Below are 16,322 nucleotides of genomic sequence, written 5' to 3' on the forward strand. Positions count from 1 at the left end.
ATTCGATTTATGATTTAGTATCCACCTTCAGCACCAGTTCTTTATCATCGAATTCACTTTTCATCGCCACTATGTCTTCATCCGAAGTATCGATGACATATTCGCCTGACAGGTTGTGTTCATCTTTATAGAACAGCTTGATTCTGTCGATACTGTTGAAATCATACTCAAGCATGACAATCATGCTGTTCATATGATCAAACTCGGGATAATTTTCATATTGCAGTAATACTTCATTACGGCCTTCCAAAAATTTAGCCAGCGATTTCCGGTCAATGACCAGTTCCACTTTATCGGATTTCAAATTCAAATCTCTGAAATGCTTGATATCAAGTGCAATCTTTTTCTCACCCAGACCGACAATATCATCAATGAATGACACACCTGTGAACTTCACATTACTAACATCAGATACATCCAATAATTGATTCATTTACATATCCTCACATCATTTAAATAGTATCCTGATTGTAACATACAACCTTTAACGGCTCATCAGCCGTGCTTGAAGTGATAATTAATGAGCCAGTCCAAAACATCCGCTTCGACAATTCCATAAATCTGTTTGATATTCCGGTCATGAAAATACCACCCTGTAAAATCATCGGTTATTTTTTCAACTTAAAACGCCCACGCTCAAAGGTGGGAGCGTGGGCGCACTGATAAATAATAAGTGTACTGAAGATCGATTTCCCATCACAGTAATCACTGCAGGATGTTTTCTCTAATCTTCAAAAATGATTTGTTCTTCTTCTGTTCCGTCATCTTCTTCAAGACTCAGCTCTATGATGTTTCTTGTATTATAGCCAATTCTTTCAAGAGTACTGATTAAATCAACATAGAGGTGGCCTCCATCTGTGGAACATATACCTTTATTCATACGTTTCACATGCTGTTTTCTCAGTTTCTTCTCAATATTTGTCGCTTTCTGACTCATGTTTAAAATGTGTTCTATTTCTTGCGGATTATAGATATCAATGGCATCTACAGCTTTTCTGTATGATTTCCCAACGTGTTTCAGGAAATCCTGCAATCCTTTTTCTGCAGATTCCGACAGCTCTATCTCCTTATTGTATTTCTTGACATTCAAATCAGTGAAATAAACAATTTGTTCACTGACCTTATACAATATCCTGTTAACTTCAAGCAATGTTGTCTGTCTGATTGCATCATCATTTGAAATATCATATTTGGACAAATTCTGTAAGTATTTTCTGATGCTTTCATTCAAACCATCTACCACGTTCTCTTTTTCCCGGATTTGTTTTTCTATTTTCGAATCATATTTATCGCTGAAATCCCTCGCATCTTCAAGCATGCTGAGTGTCAATTTCCCAAGCTGCTGGATTTCTTTTTGCGACGCCTGAAGCGCAAGTGATGAAGACTGTACCATAAGCGCCTCGTCCAGGTGTACAGGTTTGTAGTCTTCCGAGAAATCTTTTCCAGGTACAATCTTGGTTACAAGCCATGCAAGGAACCCGATGAGCGGCAGATGGATCAATGTGTTTGCCAGATTGTAAGAACCGTGTGCAAAGGCAATGGTCATACGGCCGTTCAGATCCAGCGCCGTTTCCAGGTACCCCACATACATTGTGAAGATTGGCAAAATCAACATAAAGATGACTGCACCGATCAAGTTGAACACTACATGGACTGCCGCTGCGCGTTTTGCTGCGATCGTACCTACAAGCCCTGCCAGCAGAGCTGTAATCGTTGTACCGACGTTGTCACCCAGAAGAACAGGCAGCGCCGCATTCAAATTAATCAGATCATTCATGTAGAAATTCTGTAAAATTGCGATTGTCGCACTTGAACTCTGAACGATTATCGTAAGTACTGTACCTACTGCAAAACCGAGCAGTGAATTATCAGATAGTTGAAGCATAAGGTCTGAGAACCATGCGAGGTCAGCAAGCGGTCCAACACCGTCTCCCATTAATTCCAAACCGTAAAATAATGCACCAAAACCAAAAAATACACGGCCGAAGTTATTGACTTTCGGTGACTTGAAGAAAAAGATCAACACTACACCCAAGGCCAGGATAGGAAGCGCATATGCACCGATATCAAGACCGATGACAAAAGCTGTAACAGTTGTACCGACGTTAGCACCCATAATGACGCCGATTGCCTGCCTTAAAGTCATAAAACCTGCCGAAACGAGACCGATTGTAATTGCCGTAGTTCCGGAACTGCTTTGAATCAATATTGTGATTATAATACCTGCCAAAATACCCAGAAACGGGTTTGTAGTCATGCGGTTAAGTATTTCACGTAACCGGTCTCCTGCTGCTGCCTGCAAACCGTCTCCCATGCTTTTAATACCGTAAAGAAAAATACCGAGTCCACCTAAAAAAGTGAACAGCACTTCCATCGGGCTGAGTTCCATTTAAATACCTCCACTTTGGCACTTGAGAAGCTTAACCGTATATTTACAATCTTAATATAACATTTGCAAACTTCACTTAAAATTAATTATATACAGTCCATTTATAAAATGCATTAAAATAAATAAATTAACCCGCTCATCCATGATTACACGCAATATTAATACTTTGCCTAATAATTAGTTAATTTTAAAAGATAAGTGGACTGTAATTTTCAATATGGTTTGAAAAGGTGTGTTAGAATACTGGCAATGATATCAAAAATGGGGGTATTTAAATGGAAAGTTATAAGAAGACAAAAGAAAGACTGCTTGAAACAGAGGATTACAGAAGTTTTATCATACGTTCCCGATACCTGCCCGGGATGATGGACAAAGAAACTGCCCATTTCGAAGAGATACAGACAACTTTCAAAGACGAAGGATTCAACCACCTTTCCGCCGTCGAATTATGCCGCAGCTTCATCCGGGTGGAATTATTGAAACTATCATTGATCCAGAGTACCCACGGAATCTTTACGGAGGGTGACACTCCTCATTATCCGACAGATCAGGAAGTGCTGGATAATTTCACGTTGAATAAGAATGAAATCAATTTTTATGAATTGCAGCTGCCTGAAGAAATGGAAAACATTAATATTTCCGTCAGAAATAAAATCATCACTTTCACCAAAAGTATGGAACCCTTTCTGCAGCTGATTGAGAAAAATACAGGTGAGTTCAATGACACGTTCAAAACCGTGATGAATGTAATCATTAATGACAACCCCCATATTTTAAGCAAAGTGTATGATCCGATCTACTACGGGAGTGTTTTAAATTATAATATTGACAATGCTTTTGAAAAAGTGTGGAAAAACGGGTTGACTCAGACTGCTTTGGTTCCGTATTATGCAACGTTCACACTGTCATATTACGATAAAAACTTCAAACAGAATCTTACATGAAAAAACAACGAAAATAATAAATTCGTTGTTTTTTCATGTTTATTCAGTTAATCCGCTTTAGCAGGATTTTTCGGTTTCTCACGTTTCTTGTCCATGGTCATCTTATCATTGTATCCCCAAATGTAAGTCAGTATAAATGCTGAAAACAAAGTGAAGAACGTGACAAAGACTGCATACCAGAAATTCGCCGTAATACCGTTTTGTGGATCGATGAATGAAGGCAGACCGATTATCGAACCGATGATGCTCCACATATTTATGCCGAAGAGACCTGCTAAAAATCCGCCGGCTGCACTGGCGATACTGGCACAGATGAAAGGCCTCCTGAACCTGAGGTTGATTCCATAGATTGCAGGCTCCGTAATACCGCAAAATGCCGAAAATGCGCCCGCATACCCGATTTCTTTAATGTTTTTCTTTTTGGATTTTACGGCGACAGCAAGTGCCGCACCGCCCTGGCCGACAATCGTCATGCTGACCATGGCAGATAGGTAACTGTATCCCAGTGTGGCAAAATCATTGACATAAACGGGAATGATACCCCAGTGCAGCCCGAATACTACGAGTATCTGATAAAACCCGTTGATAATGGCACCAAAGAGCGGGGCATTTACATTCAGCATCGTTTCAAGACTGTTGGCCAACCCGGATGAAAGTCCAACCAGTACAGGACCTGTCAGTATGATCGTAATCGAGGAAACGACTCCAATAACAACAATCGGGATGAAGATTGACTGAATATAAGAGGATACCCAAGTCTTCAGCCAGTCCTCAAGTTTTTTAATCATCCATGCTGCCAATATCATCGGGAAAATAGAATATGTATAGGTGACGAATGGAAATTCGAATGTTGCGAGCGAAAAAATGTTCGCTTCAGCTTCTGCCGCTTCCAATATGGAAGGATGGATGATTACGCCGCCGATGACAGCGGTTAAAAGTGGGTTTCCATTCAGCTTTTTTGCTGCATTGAAACCGACAAGAACCGGCAGGAAGTAGAACACCGCATCAGTCATGGCATTGATGATCAAATAGGCATTGCCTGTTTCGGTAATCAGCTCAAAACTTGTAAATACTGAGAGAAGCCCTTTTATAATACCCGCCGCAGCAAGGATATTGATCACCGGCATGACCGAAGCTGTAATCAGGCCGATAAATTTATTGAAATTATTTTTAACACTGCCATATATAGTCCTGCTGTCGGACGAAATAAATTCCGCTTCTTCCTTTTGATCTGTATCATCTGTCGAAGGCAGCTGTGCTGTCAATTCTTTATAAATATCATCAACAGCCGGTCCGACGACGACCTGGTACTGCCCGCTTGCTTCAACTGCACCCATTACTCCGTCCAGTTCCTTGATCTTTCCAGTGTCTGCCCTGGAGTGGTCCTTCAGATAAAAACGGAGGCGGGTCACACAATGAATGACACTGTTGATATTCTCCCTGCCCCCGACGAGTTCAATTATCTCCGCAGCAAGCATTTCATAGTCTTTCTTTGCCATATGCAGCATCACCTGATTTTCTGTATGATATAAAACAGATTTCTAAGACGTTTTCAGTTTACCATAGATACAGTGCTTATATGCACAATGTATATAAAATAAGATAATGTCAGTCAGGTTTATCCTAACCATTATTCTGTTCGAGAAACGCAAGGATTTTTCCCAGGGAGTCTTCCGCCGCCTGGGCATTTTCATGTTTTGTACCGCCAAAATTTATGATCATGCCGTCGAGGTCCATATGGACGTTTGCCGGCGATTGATAGAAACTGTATGGAAAAGAAATAAAATGCCCCGCCTTCTTATATGAAAGATAAATGTCATTTTCGTTGTTTCTTTCTTTTTGGATCTCATCATTGAAATTTCCGGATGGCCACAGCTTATCATCGCCGCCCGAAATTATAAGAAGCGGTGCATCAATTTTATCCACACGGATTTTATATTCTGAGACATTTTTCCTTCCAAGGGATTTTTTCCATATTTCAAGAAAGTACATCGGGCGTTTCCTTATATAATTCTTGATTGTGGAAAACATGAAACTGACCGGAAACTTCATCTTCAAATAGGGCAATGCCTCACCGTCCAGCATCCATCCCGGCACCGGTGCAAAAATACCGCCTTTCATGCCGGAAGTGACATAGTTTGAAGCAGATCCTGCCACGATGGACTGAAAACAATTAAAAACACTCCCGAGCAGCAATGCAAGTTCGGCTCCTTTCGAGTAGCCGGCAAGGTTGACTTTGCCATTGCTTTTCTCATGGTGTGATAAGTAATCCGCTGCCCTTTTGAAATAAGCGAGATCCACCTTTTCCAGATGTTCGTTCAATCCCTCATCATTGAAGTAGGACAATGCGAGCACCAGATAACCTTTACCCGCAAGATATGATGCCGCATGGGCCTCATTGCCGCCGTCGGAACCGCTTAATATCATGACGGATGGGTAACTGCCAGGTGCTGCAGGCGCATATAGATTACCCTTTATATCATCATGATCCAATTCTATCTTTTCAACTGAATCATCTTTGAAGCGGATTGTTATGACTTCTGTTGCATGAATTTCATCATCTGTTGTCACATACAATGTCGCTTCCAGGTTCTTATCCGATTTTTTAACGAAATAATCATCTTTATTTGTTTTTTTACTGATCATCGACCAGAGCAGACCGGCGCCATCAGCCTGATGATAAGTACCATTTACCGGTGCTGCGGTATTCAAATCTATTTCATAACTTTCATCTGATGTAAAATCACCATAGGAGTGGAACGTCTTTTGTTCATCATCATCAACTTCCATCCGGATGGTCACCTGCTGGTTCGGCTCCGATGTATAGACTTTAATGTCCAACGGTTCATCAATCATCAGTTTATCTTTTTTGACTCTGATTTCTGTCATATTCTCACCTGTCACTTAAAATAAAAATATCAATTTCTTCAATTGTACTTCTAAATTATGAGATTTTCATTGGTAACAGATTAAATTCAGAAAATAATTGGAGTGTCATTGCCTTCACAGTTTTTGATTGCAAGTCCGTTTCAATATATGTAATATGCTTGGTGAAAATCGAATACAGCTTAATCCAGGAGATGTTTCACATGGATAGACATGCATTATTAAAAGTACTGACCTCAGCAGGTGTTGCCGCTTCATTAGTCGCTGGTACCGATGCAGTTAAACCCTATACTGACGTGAGTACAGAAGAGGCGTCAGACACAGCATCCCATAATGATAAAGGCGGCACAGGACACGATGACGGCCATGATACACAGGACCACGACAGATACAATTCATTACACTGATTTTTACACAGACCGGGACTTATGTTCCGGTCTTTTTATTGTCATGACAACCTGGTTGCCTGCGAATATACCAAAATCTCTATACACATATCAGATGAACCATTTAAGATTTCCTCTCATGCTTTTAACATTTACAGCCATTTTATAATTCAACGAAATAGCGACAAGTCATGAACTTGACAGTAATATCCATTATGATAGGGTTACATTGTATGTAAATTTCTGTATTTTAAAAATTTATGGAGGGATTTTTATCAAAAAGTTTTTAAATCTGTTTACAGTAGCCGTACTGACACTTATTCTTGCAGCCTGCGGCAATGGAGATGAAGGCGGGGACGACGGTTCTGCAGATGTTGAAAACAACGGCGAAGATGTGAACTACAGTGAAGCGGTCGATTATACCATCTACGGCATCGAACCGGGAGCGGGCATCACTGAACTCGCCCACAATACTTTGGACACTTACGATAATCTTGACGGATGGACTCTGGAAGAGAGTTCCACAGGCGGCATGATGACAGAACTGAGAGATGCGATTGACAACGAGGAACCTATCTTTATTACCGGATGGTCACCGCACTATAAATTCGTCGAATTCGATTTAAAATACCTTGATGATCCAGAAAGCGGAATGGGCGAAACTGAAGACGTACATACCATCGCCCGTCTCGGACTTGAAGAAGATAAGCCCGAAGCGTACCAGATGCTGGACGCATTTTCCTGGGATCTTGAAGATATGGAGCAGGTCATGTACGAAGGTGAAGACAGCACATACCCTGAGGCAGCAGAAGCCTGGGTGGACAACAACAGGGACAAAGTGGACGAATGGGTGGACGGTATTGAACCTGTAGACGGCGAACCGTTCGAACTTGTATCCATGTCCTGGGAATCGGAGGTTGCCTCTGCACAAGTTGTACGCACGGTGCTGGAAGAACTCGGTTACGAAGTGACTGTCACTGATGTCGACCCGGCAGTGGTGTTCCAGGCCATCGCCAACGGAGAAGCAGATGCAACTGTCGCACCGTGGCTGCCTGTGACTCAAGGTCACCATTATGAAGAGCACGAAGGAAACTTTGAAGACCTCGGCGCGAATTCAACAGATACAAGAAACGGTATTGTGGTTCCTGAGTATATGGATATCGAATCCATTGAAGAACTCGAGCCGGCTGAATAAAATAATAAAGCACCTCTTACTTTTTTGGTAAAGAGGTGCTTTATTTTATGCTTTATCATTCAGCATGGATTCCATCATGGAGGTGACACCGCTGTTTGAAACCTCTTCCATCAGCTCAGCCAGTGCATATTCATCCATATCTTCATTTTTTTCCATCCATAACTGGAATATGCCGATCAGCGCGGATATCTCGTATTCGATAATATACTCAAACTTCCCGGGTTCTTTAATACCGATTTCGTAAACATAACTCATGATAACCTCTCTTATCTCTTTCTTAAATTCATGAACAAAACTCGGATCACCTTCAGGACCAATCATAACAGCTATCTTTTCACTATTCTCCTGTATATAAGCGTTCGTTTTCTCAAATGATTCAAATATTTCACCCCCGCTTTTCTCCAGTGACATCAGAGGATCCAATATCATATCTTTTTCTGGTATTAGAGATTTTTTTAGTATATCCTGAATTTGATACACATCAGAGAAATAAGTGTAAAATGTGCCGCGGTTGTAGCCCGCTTTATCTGTAATTTCTTTGACTGTTATTTTCATTAGCGGTTTTTCTTTGTATAACTCCCAGAATGCCTCAATCAAGTTTTTTCTTGTCTCTTCTGTCTGACTCATTTTCGACATAATTCCCTCTTTTCAACACTTTGCCAAAGATTGTTTGTTGACAGAATAGCGTAATATCGGTAGTATTTAATATTGTACAACATGGTGTTGGATTAAAACAAATAAACGATTACATATAATAAATACATAAAAATAAGGAGCGAAAATAATTTGAAATTATCGGATTTTTCCATAAGACGGCCTAAATTCACAATCGTAATTATGATTATTCTGATGTTACTTGGAGGCGTGTCAGTGACACAACTGCCTCTGCAGCTGATGCCGAACATCCAGCCGCCAATCGCAGCTGTAGCCACAACATACCAGGGCGCTGGTCCTGAAGAAGTTATGGAAGATGTTACTAAGCCCATGGAAACAGAACTGTCTTCGCTGAACGGCTTAACCAATATCCAATCTCAATCACAGGAAAGTTCTTCCATCGTCATTTTGGAATTTGGTTACGACATGTCTATCGAGGATGTTGAAAATGATATAACAAAAGCGATGGACAGTGCTGACTTACCTGAACAGGCAGGTGCGCCGTCTTTTCTTGAATTTGATATTTCGATGATGCCGAGTATACAGATGGCTGTATCATCGAGCGGGGAAGAAGTCGTTGAATATCAGGATCAGGTGAATGACCTGATTTCAGACCTGGAGAATATTGAAGGCGTTGCTTCAATCACAGAAAACGGCGCAGTCGTTGAAGAAGTCCAGGTGAATCTGGATACGGATGCAATTTCTGAATACGGGCTCAGCCAGTCTGATGTGGCTTCCCTTATAGAAGCAAATGATATTTCCATTCCGAACGCAACAATTGTCGATGAGGAGGCAGGTGACTCCATATCAACCCGTACAATCAGCAGTATCGACGGCGTGGAGGAACTGAGAGAACTCGTCATCACCGATTTACCCGATGGAGGAAGCCTGACCCTCAGTGATATAGCTGATGTATCGATTGAAAATCAGGACAGCAATTCCATCACAAGACTGAATCAGGAAGACGCGCTTTCCATCGATGTCATGCTCGCCTCCGATGCGAACGCTTCAAACGTCAACAGTGAATTCAACGAAGTTTTAGATGAGAAACTCGCTGAAGATGAATTCAGCAACCTGAACGTTGAAACACTGTATGACGAAGGTGAGTTCATCGATATCGCCATAGACAGTGTATATACCGCTCTGATCTTGGGTGCAATTCTCGCAATGGTCATTCTGTTTGCTTTCCTCAGAAATTTGAAAGCACCTTTAATCATTGGTTTGGCCATCCCATTCTCCGTAATCACAACATTTGCGCTGCTGTTCTTTACAGATATCAGCATCAACCTGATGACACTCGGAGGATTGACGCTCGGTATCGGTTTGCTGGTCGATAACTCGGTCGTCGTCATTGAGAATATATACCGTCACCTGTCCATGGGCAAAAACCCAAAAAAAGCGGCAAGTGACGGAACCAAGGAAGTTGCTTCAGCCATCATCGCGGCAACTCTGACGACCGGTGCCGTGTTCCTTCCGGTAGTGTTTGTCAGTGGTCTCGTCGGACAGCTGTTCACACCACTTGCGATCACTGTGGTCTTCAGTTTGTTTGCATCACTCTTTATCGCATTGACAGTCGTTCCGATGATTGCGAGCCGCATACTTGTTGCTCCGAAAGAAAATCTTGAAGAAGTCAGAAGCGAACGGTCTTACATGAAGCTCCTGAGAAAGTTTTCACGCTGGACACTGAAACACCGCGTCATCGTGCTTTTGGTTACGGTGTTGTTAATGGTCATCGGTATCTTTGGCATATATACAAAAGGAATGACTTTAATGCCGGAAAGTGATGAAGGTGCCTTTACGATCGAAGTTGAAAAAGAACAGGGCACGATTTATCAGGATACTTTGGAAACAGTGGAAAGCATTGAAGCAGAGCTTGAAGATCATTCTGAAATAGACATTTATTTGAGCAACATCGGTTCCACACAGCCGATGTCCATGTCGGAAGAGACGAATAAAGCCAATATCACTGCCACTCTGGTCAGTCCGGATGAACGCAGTGTGACGACAAATGATTTCATCAGCAGTATAGAACAGGATATCGAATCCCTGGATGAATCGGCGGATATCAATGTGATTCCGATGTCACAGTCGGGCATGAGTTCAGAGCCGAATACGATGACCTTCAGTATTTCCGATGATAATTCCGAGAGGCTTGAAGAATCAGAGGAGATCATCATTGATGAACTGGAATCAGACAGTCAGATAGAGGATGTAACTTCCACCCGTGAAGATATGGTTGAAGAACTGCAGGTTGTTGTCGACAGGGAAGCTGCAAGGGAAAATGGTCTGCAGCCTGCACAGATCGGTACGGCGCTGTACGAAGCTTCAAACGGTATAGAAGCCACCACCCTTGAAACCGATGAAGATTTCCTTTCGATTGTTGTTAAGTATCCGTCTGCATTTCTTGACAGCGTAGACAATTTCGAAAGCATTGAAATTCCGAATGCTGATGGTGAATATGTAGCAATCAGTGAAGTGGCAGACCTTGAAGAGGCACAGATGCTGCCGCTGATTACAAGGGCAGATTCGGAAGAAACAAGTGAACTGACTGTGACTTATTCTTCGAATATGTCTTTAAGCCAGGCAGGACCGTATGTTGAAGACCTGTTGGAAAGTGCAGATTACAGTGACGAGACGTCTCATTCCATCGGCGGAGACCTGGAAATGCTTTCAGACGCACTGCCGCAGATGGTGCTCGCTCTTATTCTCGGAATCATATTCATCTACCTTGTGATGGTTGCACAGTTTGAATCATTCAGACATCCATTTATAGTCATCATCGCCATGCCGCTCAGCATCATCGGTGTAATGGCTGCATTATTCATCACCGACAGTCCATTGAGTGTCGTTTCATTTGTCGGTATCATCATGCTGCTTGGTATAGTGGTCAATAACTCCATACTTCTCGTGGACTATACAAACCAGCAGAAGGCAAAAGGCATGCCGACACTTGAAGCACTGGAACTCAGCGTGCAGCACCGCTTCCGTCCGATCATGATTACAGCACTCACTACTGCACTCGGAATGCTTCCGCTTGCCATGGGTATGGGTGAAGGCGGAGATATGATCGCACCGATGGGTACAGTCGTCATCGGCGGACTTCTGAGCAGTACCGTATTTACACTGTTCGTCATTCCAGTCTTCTACAGCTATATAGATAAGGAAACACGCAATATGCATAAAAAATATATGACACCTGACGGCGAGGTCATCACTCAAAAAGAAGTCGATGCCAAAAAACGGGAAGAAGCCGAAGCGCAGAAAATGAGTCAGGAAAATGATGACAGTTATGATTATCATGATCATGACAGTGAAAAAGCGCCTGAAATTGAGGAATATTACAGCACAGAGTCAAAAGAAGACTATATCAGTGAAATGCAAAAATTAATCGATAAAATGAAGAATGACCGTTCTGATAAATAAAACCATCAGTCATAAACAGAACCTCCTGCATTGCAAAATATGCAGGAGGTTTTTCTTTATTTTTTCACGAAAATAATTTCAATATTATGCATAATTATAAAAATATTGCTTGTACATTCACTCATGCGGGTATAGATAATAAACGGAGCAGGGGATGATACCATGAAAATTACAATTGTAGGTATGTGGAACAGTTTCCCTAAAAATAATGAAGCGACTTCAGGCTATCTTTTGGAGAAAGATGGATTTACTGTGCTCATTGATACCGGCAGCGGTATTGCGGCGCATGTACAGGATTACATCGGCATCCATGATATCCATCATATTATATTGACGCATTATCACCATGACCACGCTGCAGATGTAGTGGCGTTCATGCTGGCGCGGAGGCTGGCAGGGCGGTTCAACCACCGTAATCAGTATTTGAATCTGTATGGACCGGACAGCGGTACAGCCGTTAAACTGCTGAAACGGGCGAAGTTCAGTAAATTCCATGCCATCAAAAAGAACAGTAAATTCGAAATCGGCCCTTTCAAGTTTGATTTCCACCGCTCTGCCCACCCGGTTGAAACTTATGCAGTGAGGGCAGTGGATGATTCAGGGGCAACATTCGTATACACTTCGGACTCAAGTTATCATGCCGGACTGGTCCGGTTTGCATTCGGCGCCGATCTGCTGCTCACAGACTGCAGTTTCTATGAAGGTTTCGATGCAAAATCCGAAGGACATATGAACGCAGGTGAAGCAGGCCAGCTTGCAGCAAAATCCGATGCCGGCCTGACTGTTTTGACGAACCTGCCTCACCGGGGTGCGTTGGATGCTCTATTGGACAGTGCAAAACAGCATGGTAAAGAAGAAATACAACTGGCCGAAGCCGGGATGGTGCTCAATATTTAGGGAGACTGAAATAAAAAAGCCTGTTTATGGCTTTTTTATTTTGAATTTAGTGATTAGTCTGTCAATAAACTATATAATGTTAATATATTATGAAAAAAAGAGGGATATATATGCGTTTTGAAACAAAAGCCGTCCACGCCGGACGTGAAATTGATCCGACGACAGGCGCTGTAACTACACCGATACATCTTTCCACTACATATGAAAGATCTTCTGACGGATCTTATACGGATGGATTCATGTACAGCAGGGGAGACAATCCAAACCGCCGTTCACTTGAAGAATGTCTGACCTCCCTGGAAAATGGTCATGACTGCGTGACCTATGCATCAGGGATGGCAGCCATATCATCAGTCATCGAAGCACTGCCGGAAGAAAAACCGAAAAGGGTCGTCATGGCAGATGATATGTACTTCGGTGTCCGCACGATGCTGATGGAAACGGATATCGGCAGAAGATTCGATATCGTCACAGTCGATATGACAGACCTCGATAAAGTAAAAAGTACGATTGAGAGTGCACCGACAGGTCTGGTCTGGATGGAGACCCCTTCAAATCCCCAGATTAAAATCATCGATATTGAAGCAGTTGCTGAAATGGCGAAACAGGCCGGCGCATTTTCAGTGATCGACAATACCGCTGCGACACCGGTGCTCCAGCAGCCGCTCTCACTCGGCGTCGATTTTTCGCTGCATTCAGTGACAAAGTATATCGGCGGTCACAGTGACCTGCTGCTCGGTGCTGTAATTGCAGCTGAGGACAACGACATGCTTCAAAATTTAAGAGCTTGGCAGCATGCAAAAGGCGCTGTACCATCCTCATTTGATTGCTGGCTCGCGCTCCGCGGCGTCCAGTCACTCTCAGCAAGGGTGATGATGCAGTGCAGCAGCGCAAAAATCATCGCTGACTTCCTCGAAGCCCACGAAAAGATCGAGGCTGTTTATTATCCCGGACTGAAAAGCCATTCCGGTCACGACATAGCAGCAAAACAGATGAAAGGTTTCGGCGGTCTGCTGTCATTTAAAGTCAAAGGCAGTGAAAAAGATGCCTTGAAAGTCGCCAATAGCGTCAACATCATCACGCAGGCAACGAGTCTCGGAGGCACCCACACTTACATCGAACACCGTGCATCCGTTGAAAAGGAACTGACGATGGCACCGGACAACCTGCTCCGACTGTCCGTCGGCCTTGAAAATGCTGAAGATTTGAAAGAGGACCTTGAGCAGGCACTTTCCAATATTCCGGTTTAATCATTTATTTCCCGGGGAATTTATAAGTAATGGAGGGATAATGATGGATTACACATTACTTGGCAGCTCGGGATTGAACATTTCCAAATATGCACTCGGCACCATACCGTTCAGCGGCACTAAAGGTTTTGAACCTGCAGCTGATATGAACCAGGACACGGCGGATCATATGGTCGATTATGCACTGGATCATGGGATCAACCACTTTGATACTGCGAACCTTTATGCAACAGGCGATGCCGAAAAAGTCCTCGGCAAAGCAGTCAGAAACAGACGTAAAGAGATGACGATTGCGAGCAAAACCGGCTTCAGGCTGTCTGACAACCCGAATGATGTCGGAGCGACAAGAATCAATATTGAAGCTTCCATCGATGAATCATTACAGAGGCTCGGAACGGACTACCTTGATTTATATTATGTTCATACATGGGACGGCCAGGTGCCTGTTGAAGAAACCGTCCATGCAATGAACGATCTTATCAAAAAAGGTAAAATCCTCTACTGGGGCGTCTCGAACTACAGCGGATGGCAGCTGGCCAAGACCCATACGTATGCTGTCGAGAATAATCTCGCACCGCCGGCTGCCCATCAGATCTACTATACACCCGAATCACGTGAAGCAGAATATGAACTGCTGCCGGCAGGACGGGAACTCGGCATCGGCAATACAATCTGGTCACCGATAGGCGAGGGACTGCTTACAGGAAAAATTTCCAGAAATAAAAAAGCCGAGCCGGGCACCCGTCAGGGTGAAGGCTGGCCGGAACCCTATATCAAAGATAAAGAAATGCTTTATAATCTCGTCGACATGCTGAAAGATATTACATCGAAGCATAACGCCACCGTAACGCAGGTCGTCCTTGCGTGGGTGCGTGACAGGCCGAACGTCGATTCTGTCATTATCGGCGCACGTAACAATGAGCAGTGGTATGAAGATGTCGCATCATACAATCTCCAGCTTACTGATCAGGATATTGCACAGATCAATGACCTCACTGCACCAGAGGCACTCTATCCACTCTGGCACAGAGCGATGAACTCGATGGAAAGAGCTTCCGATGCAGAAAAAGTATATCTGGACGCCTATAACAAACTGATGGAATCAAAAAATCAGGAAATATAATAAAAAATCACTTCCACAATCAATCTTGACTTTTGGCAGTGATTTTTATTTTTCAATATTTTAAATTTCGCTTTTATCTTCAAGATCATACGGATTGACATGAACATTGACGTCTCTCACAATATCATGTTCTCTGATCAGCTTCTGCTTCACATTCCTTGCGATTTTGTGTCCATCTTCCACAGTGATATTCGCATCTACCGAAATTTTAATATCCACGATGACATACGAACCGTGTGAACGGGCACTGAGGCTGTCTATCTTTACAACTTTTTCCACAGCTTTTACTGTCATCATCATGTCCCTTGTCTCATCTTCGTTCAACACGACTTCAAGTGTCATACTCACAGCTTCCTTGGCCAATTGAAAACCCATGTACATGATGATGATTGCAATGACGGCACTCGCAATTGGATCGAAGTAAATGAGGTAGGGGATATCAAAACGGGAACCTATTATAGTCAGACCGACACCGAACAGTGCAACCGCAGATGATATTGCATCCGTACGATGATGCCAGGCATCGGCAACCAATGCAGGACTGCTGATTTTCCTGCCGAGACGATACTTATATTGGAATAGCACTTCTTTGATGACAAGCGAGAAAATAATGATGTAAAGCACCATCATGGATGTCACTTCATTGGCCGTTTCAGTCCATATTGAAGAGATTGAGTTATACATGATTTCAAAACCGACAACGACCAGCAGAATCGCCACTATTAGTGTAGCAACATTCTCAGATTTCCCGTGACCGTATGGATGCTCCCTGTCAGGCGGCTTTTGTGCAGCTCTGATACCGATAAAGACAGCCACCGAACTGATGACATCCGAGGCCGAATGAACAGCATCCGCAATAAGTGCACGGCTGTTTCCCATTATTCCGCCAATTCCTTTTATAATCGCCAGGATAATGTTGACGACTATGCCTATGATTGTGGCCCTTTGTGCCTGTCTGTATCTGTTAGTCATTTATAAAACTTCCTTTACAGATAATATTAACTGTTCATATTCCAGTATACATTCTCTTCAGCCGAAATAAAATTTAATTTTTAGTGCTGAAACGGTTTCATCCTAATATGTCATCAAAGCTGAACAACACAATTTTCAGAAAATAAATGGCTGTACCCATTCATTTATGTCACAATCATCATATAAGAGATTAAGAGAAAGGA

Annotated in this window: 13 protein-coding genes; 7 read left to right on the forward strand and 6 right to left on the reverse strand. The window is 42.8% G+C overall.

All coding sequences use genetic code 11. The annotated features are described in order from the left end of the window. Nucleotides 1-7: 7 nt before the first annotated feature. Complete coding sequence (locus tag BLR15_RS07825; RefSeq protein ID WP_092986319.1) at nucleotides 8-433, reverse strand: hypothetical protein; 426 nt, start codon at nucleotides 431-433, stop codon at nucleotides 8-10. 291 nt (nucleotides 434-724) lie between these two features. Beyond that, nucleotides 725-2,389: a Na/Pi cotransporter family protein gene (locus tag BLR15_RS07830; RefSeq protein WP_092986321.1), complete on the reverse strand. Its 1,665-nt coding sequence runs from the start codon at nucleotides 2,387-2,389 to the stop codon at nucleotides 725-727. A gap of 275 nt (nucleotides 2,390-2,664) precedes the next feature. On the opposite strand from BLR15_RS07830, the gene BLR15_RS07835 reads away from it, so the two are divergent. Then, nucleotides 2,665-3,333 carry a hypothetical protein gene (locus BLR15_RS07835; protein WP_092986323.1) on the forward strand — a complete coding sequence of 223 codons (669 nt, stop codon included), beginning with the start codon at nucleotides 2,665-2,667 and terminating at the stop codon, nucleotides 3,331-3,333. Nucleotides 3,334-3,380: 47 nt separating this feature from the next. On the opposite strand, the gene BLR15_RS07840 is transcribed toward BLR15_RS07835, so the two are convergent. Together BLR15_RS07840 and BLR15_RS07845 are read right to left on the reverse strand one after the other, a co-directional pair. Continuing rightward, complete coding sequence (locus BLR15_RS07840) at nucleotides 3,381-4,832, reverse strand: PTS transporter subunit EIIC (RefSeq protein ID WP_092986325.1); 1,452 nt, start codon at nucleotides 4,830-4,832, stop codon at nucleotides 3,381-3,383. A gap of 124 nt (nucleotides 4,833-4,956) precedes the next feature. Then, nucleotides 4,957-6,222 carry an acyl-CoA thioesterase/bile acid-CoA:amino acid N-acyltransferase family protein gene (locus BLR15_RS07845; protein WP_092986327.1) on the reverse strand — a complete coding sequence of 422 codons (1,266 nt, stop codon included), beginning with the start codon at nucleotides 6,220-6,222 and terminating at the stop codon, nucleotides 4,957-4,959. Between the two features lie 200 nt (nucleotides 6,223-6,422). On the opposite strand from BLR15_RS07845, the gene BLR15_RS07850 reads away from it, so the two are divergent. Together BLR15_RS07850 and BLR15_RS07855 are read left to right on the forward strand one after the other, a co-directional pair. Next, nucleotides 6,423-6,626, forward strand: coding sequence for a hypothetical protein (locus BLR15_RS07850; protein ID WP_092986329.1), 204 nt, complete (start codon nucleotides 6,423-6,425; stop codon nucleotides 6,624-6,626). 208 nt (nucleotides 6,627-6,834) lie between these two features. After that, complete coding sequence (locus BLR15_RS07855) at nucleotides 6,835-7,800, forward strand: glycine betaine ABC transporter substrate-binding protein (protein ID WP_245696688.1); 966 nt, start codon at nucleotides 6,835-6,837, stop codon at nucleotides 7,798-7,800. A 45-nt stretch (nucleotides 7,801-7,845) separates the two neighbouring features. Here BLR15_RS07855 and BLR15_RS07860 read toward each other — a convergent pair whose 3' ends face one another. Continuing rightward, the gene (locus BLR15_RS07860) at nucleotides 7,846-8,436 is read right to left on the reverse strand and encodes a TetR/AcrR family transcriptional regulator (protein ID WP_092986331.1); all 591 of its coding nucleotides are present in this window, start codon (nucleotides 8,434-8,436) and stop codon (nucleotides 7,846-7,848) included. Between the two features lie 150 nt (nucleotides 8,437-8,586). Here BLR15_RS07860 and BLR15_RS07865 point away from each other — a divergent pair, with 150 nt between their 5' ends. The 4 genes from BLR15_RS07865 (at nucleotide 8,587) to BLR15_RS07880 (ending at nucleotide 15,147) form a co-directional block, all read left to right on the forward strand. Then, nucleotides 8,587-11,877, forward strand: a complete 3,291-nt coding sequence (locus BLR15_RS07865) for an efflux RND transporter permease subunit (protein ID WP_092986333.1) — start codon at nucleotides 8,587-8,589, stop codon at nucleotides 11,875-11,877. Between the two features lie 162 nt (nucleotides 11,878-12,039). Next, on the forward strand, nucleotides 12,040-12,774 hold the full coding sequence (locus BLR15_RS07870; RefSeq protein ID WP_092986335.1) for an MBL fold metallo-hydrolase: 735 nt from the start codon (nucleotides 12,040-12,042) through the stop codon (nucleotides 12,772-12,774). A 110-nt stretch (nucleotides 12,775-12,884) separates the two neighbouring features. Next, complete coding sequence (locus BLR15_RS07875) at nucleotides 12,885-14,024, forward strand: trans-sulfuration enzyme family protein (protein ID WP_092986337.1); 1,140 nt, start codon at nucleotides 12,885-12,887, stop codon at nucleotides 14,022-14,024. Between the two features lie 43 nt (nucleotides 14,025-14,067). After that, a complete protein-coding gene (locus BLR15_RS07880; protein WP_092986339.1) occupies nucleotides 14,068-15,147 on the forward strand; it encodes an aldo/keto reductase in 1,080 nt (359 codons plus the stop codon). Nucleotides 15,148-15,207: 60 nt separating this feature from the next. Here BLR15_RS07880 and BLR15_RS07885 read toward each other — a convergent pair whose 3' ends face one another. Then, nucleotides 15,208-16,119, reverse strand: a complete 912-nt coding sequence (locus BLR15_RS07885) for a cation diffusion facilitator family transporter (protein WP_092986341.1) — start codon at nucleotides 16,117-16,119, stop codon at nucleotides 15,208-15,210. Nucleotides 16,120-16,322 lie beyond the last annotated feature (203 nt).

It is taken from the genome of Lacicoccus qingdaonensis (genome assembly GCF_900101075.1).
GTDB classification, from domain to species: domain Bacteria; phylum Bacillota; class Bacilli; order Staphylococcales; family Salinicoccaceae; genus Lacicoccus; species Lacicoccus qingdaonensis.

Coding starts and splice junctions, on each gene's coding strand:
- BLR15_RS07845 (WP_092986327.1), bottom strand. CDS start 6,222: ATGACAGAAATCAGAGTCAAAAAAGATAAACTGATGATTGATGAACCG.
- BLR15_RS07880 (WP_092986339.1), top strand. CDS start 14,068: ATGGATTACACATTACTTGGCAGCTCGGGATTGAACATTTCCAAATAT.
- BLR15_RS07840 (WP_092986325.1), bottom strand. CDS start 4,832: ATGGCAAAGAAAGACTATGAAATGCTTGCTGCGGAGATAATTGAACTC.
- BLR15_RS07885 (WP_092986341.1), bottom strand. CDS start 16,119: ATGACTAACAGATACAGACAGGCACAAAGGGCCACAATCATAGGCATA.
- BLR15_RS07850 (WP_092986329.1), top strand. CDS start 6,423: ATGGATAGACATGCATTATTAAAAGTACTGACCTCAGCAGGTGTTGCC.
- BLR15_RS07860 (WP_092986331.1), bottom strand. CDS start 8,436: ATGTCGAAAATGAGTCAGACAGAAGAGACAAGAAAAAACTTGATTGAG.
- BLR15_RS07830 (WP_092986321.1), bottom strand. CDS start 2,389: ATGGAACTCAGCCCGATGGAAGTGCTGTTCACTTTTTTAGGTGGACTC.
- BLR15_RS07835 (WP_092986323.1), top strand. CDS start 2,665: ATGGAAAGTTATAAGAAGACAAAAGAAAGACTGCTTGAAACAGAGGAT.
- BLR15_RS07870 (WP_092986335.1), top strand. CDS start 12,040: ATGAAAATTACAATTGTAGGTATGTGGAACAGTTTCCCTAAAAATAAT.
- BLR15_RS07825 (WP_092986319.1), bottom strand. CDS start 433: ATGAATCAATTATTGGATGTATCTGATGTTAGTAATGTGAAGTTCACA.
- BLR15_RS07875 (WP_092986337.1), top strand. CDS start 12,885: ATGCGTTTTGAAACAAAAGCCGTCCACGCCGGACGTGAAATTGATCCG.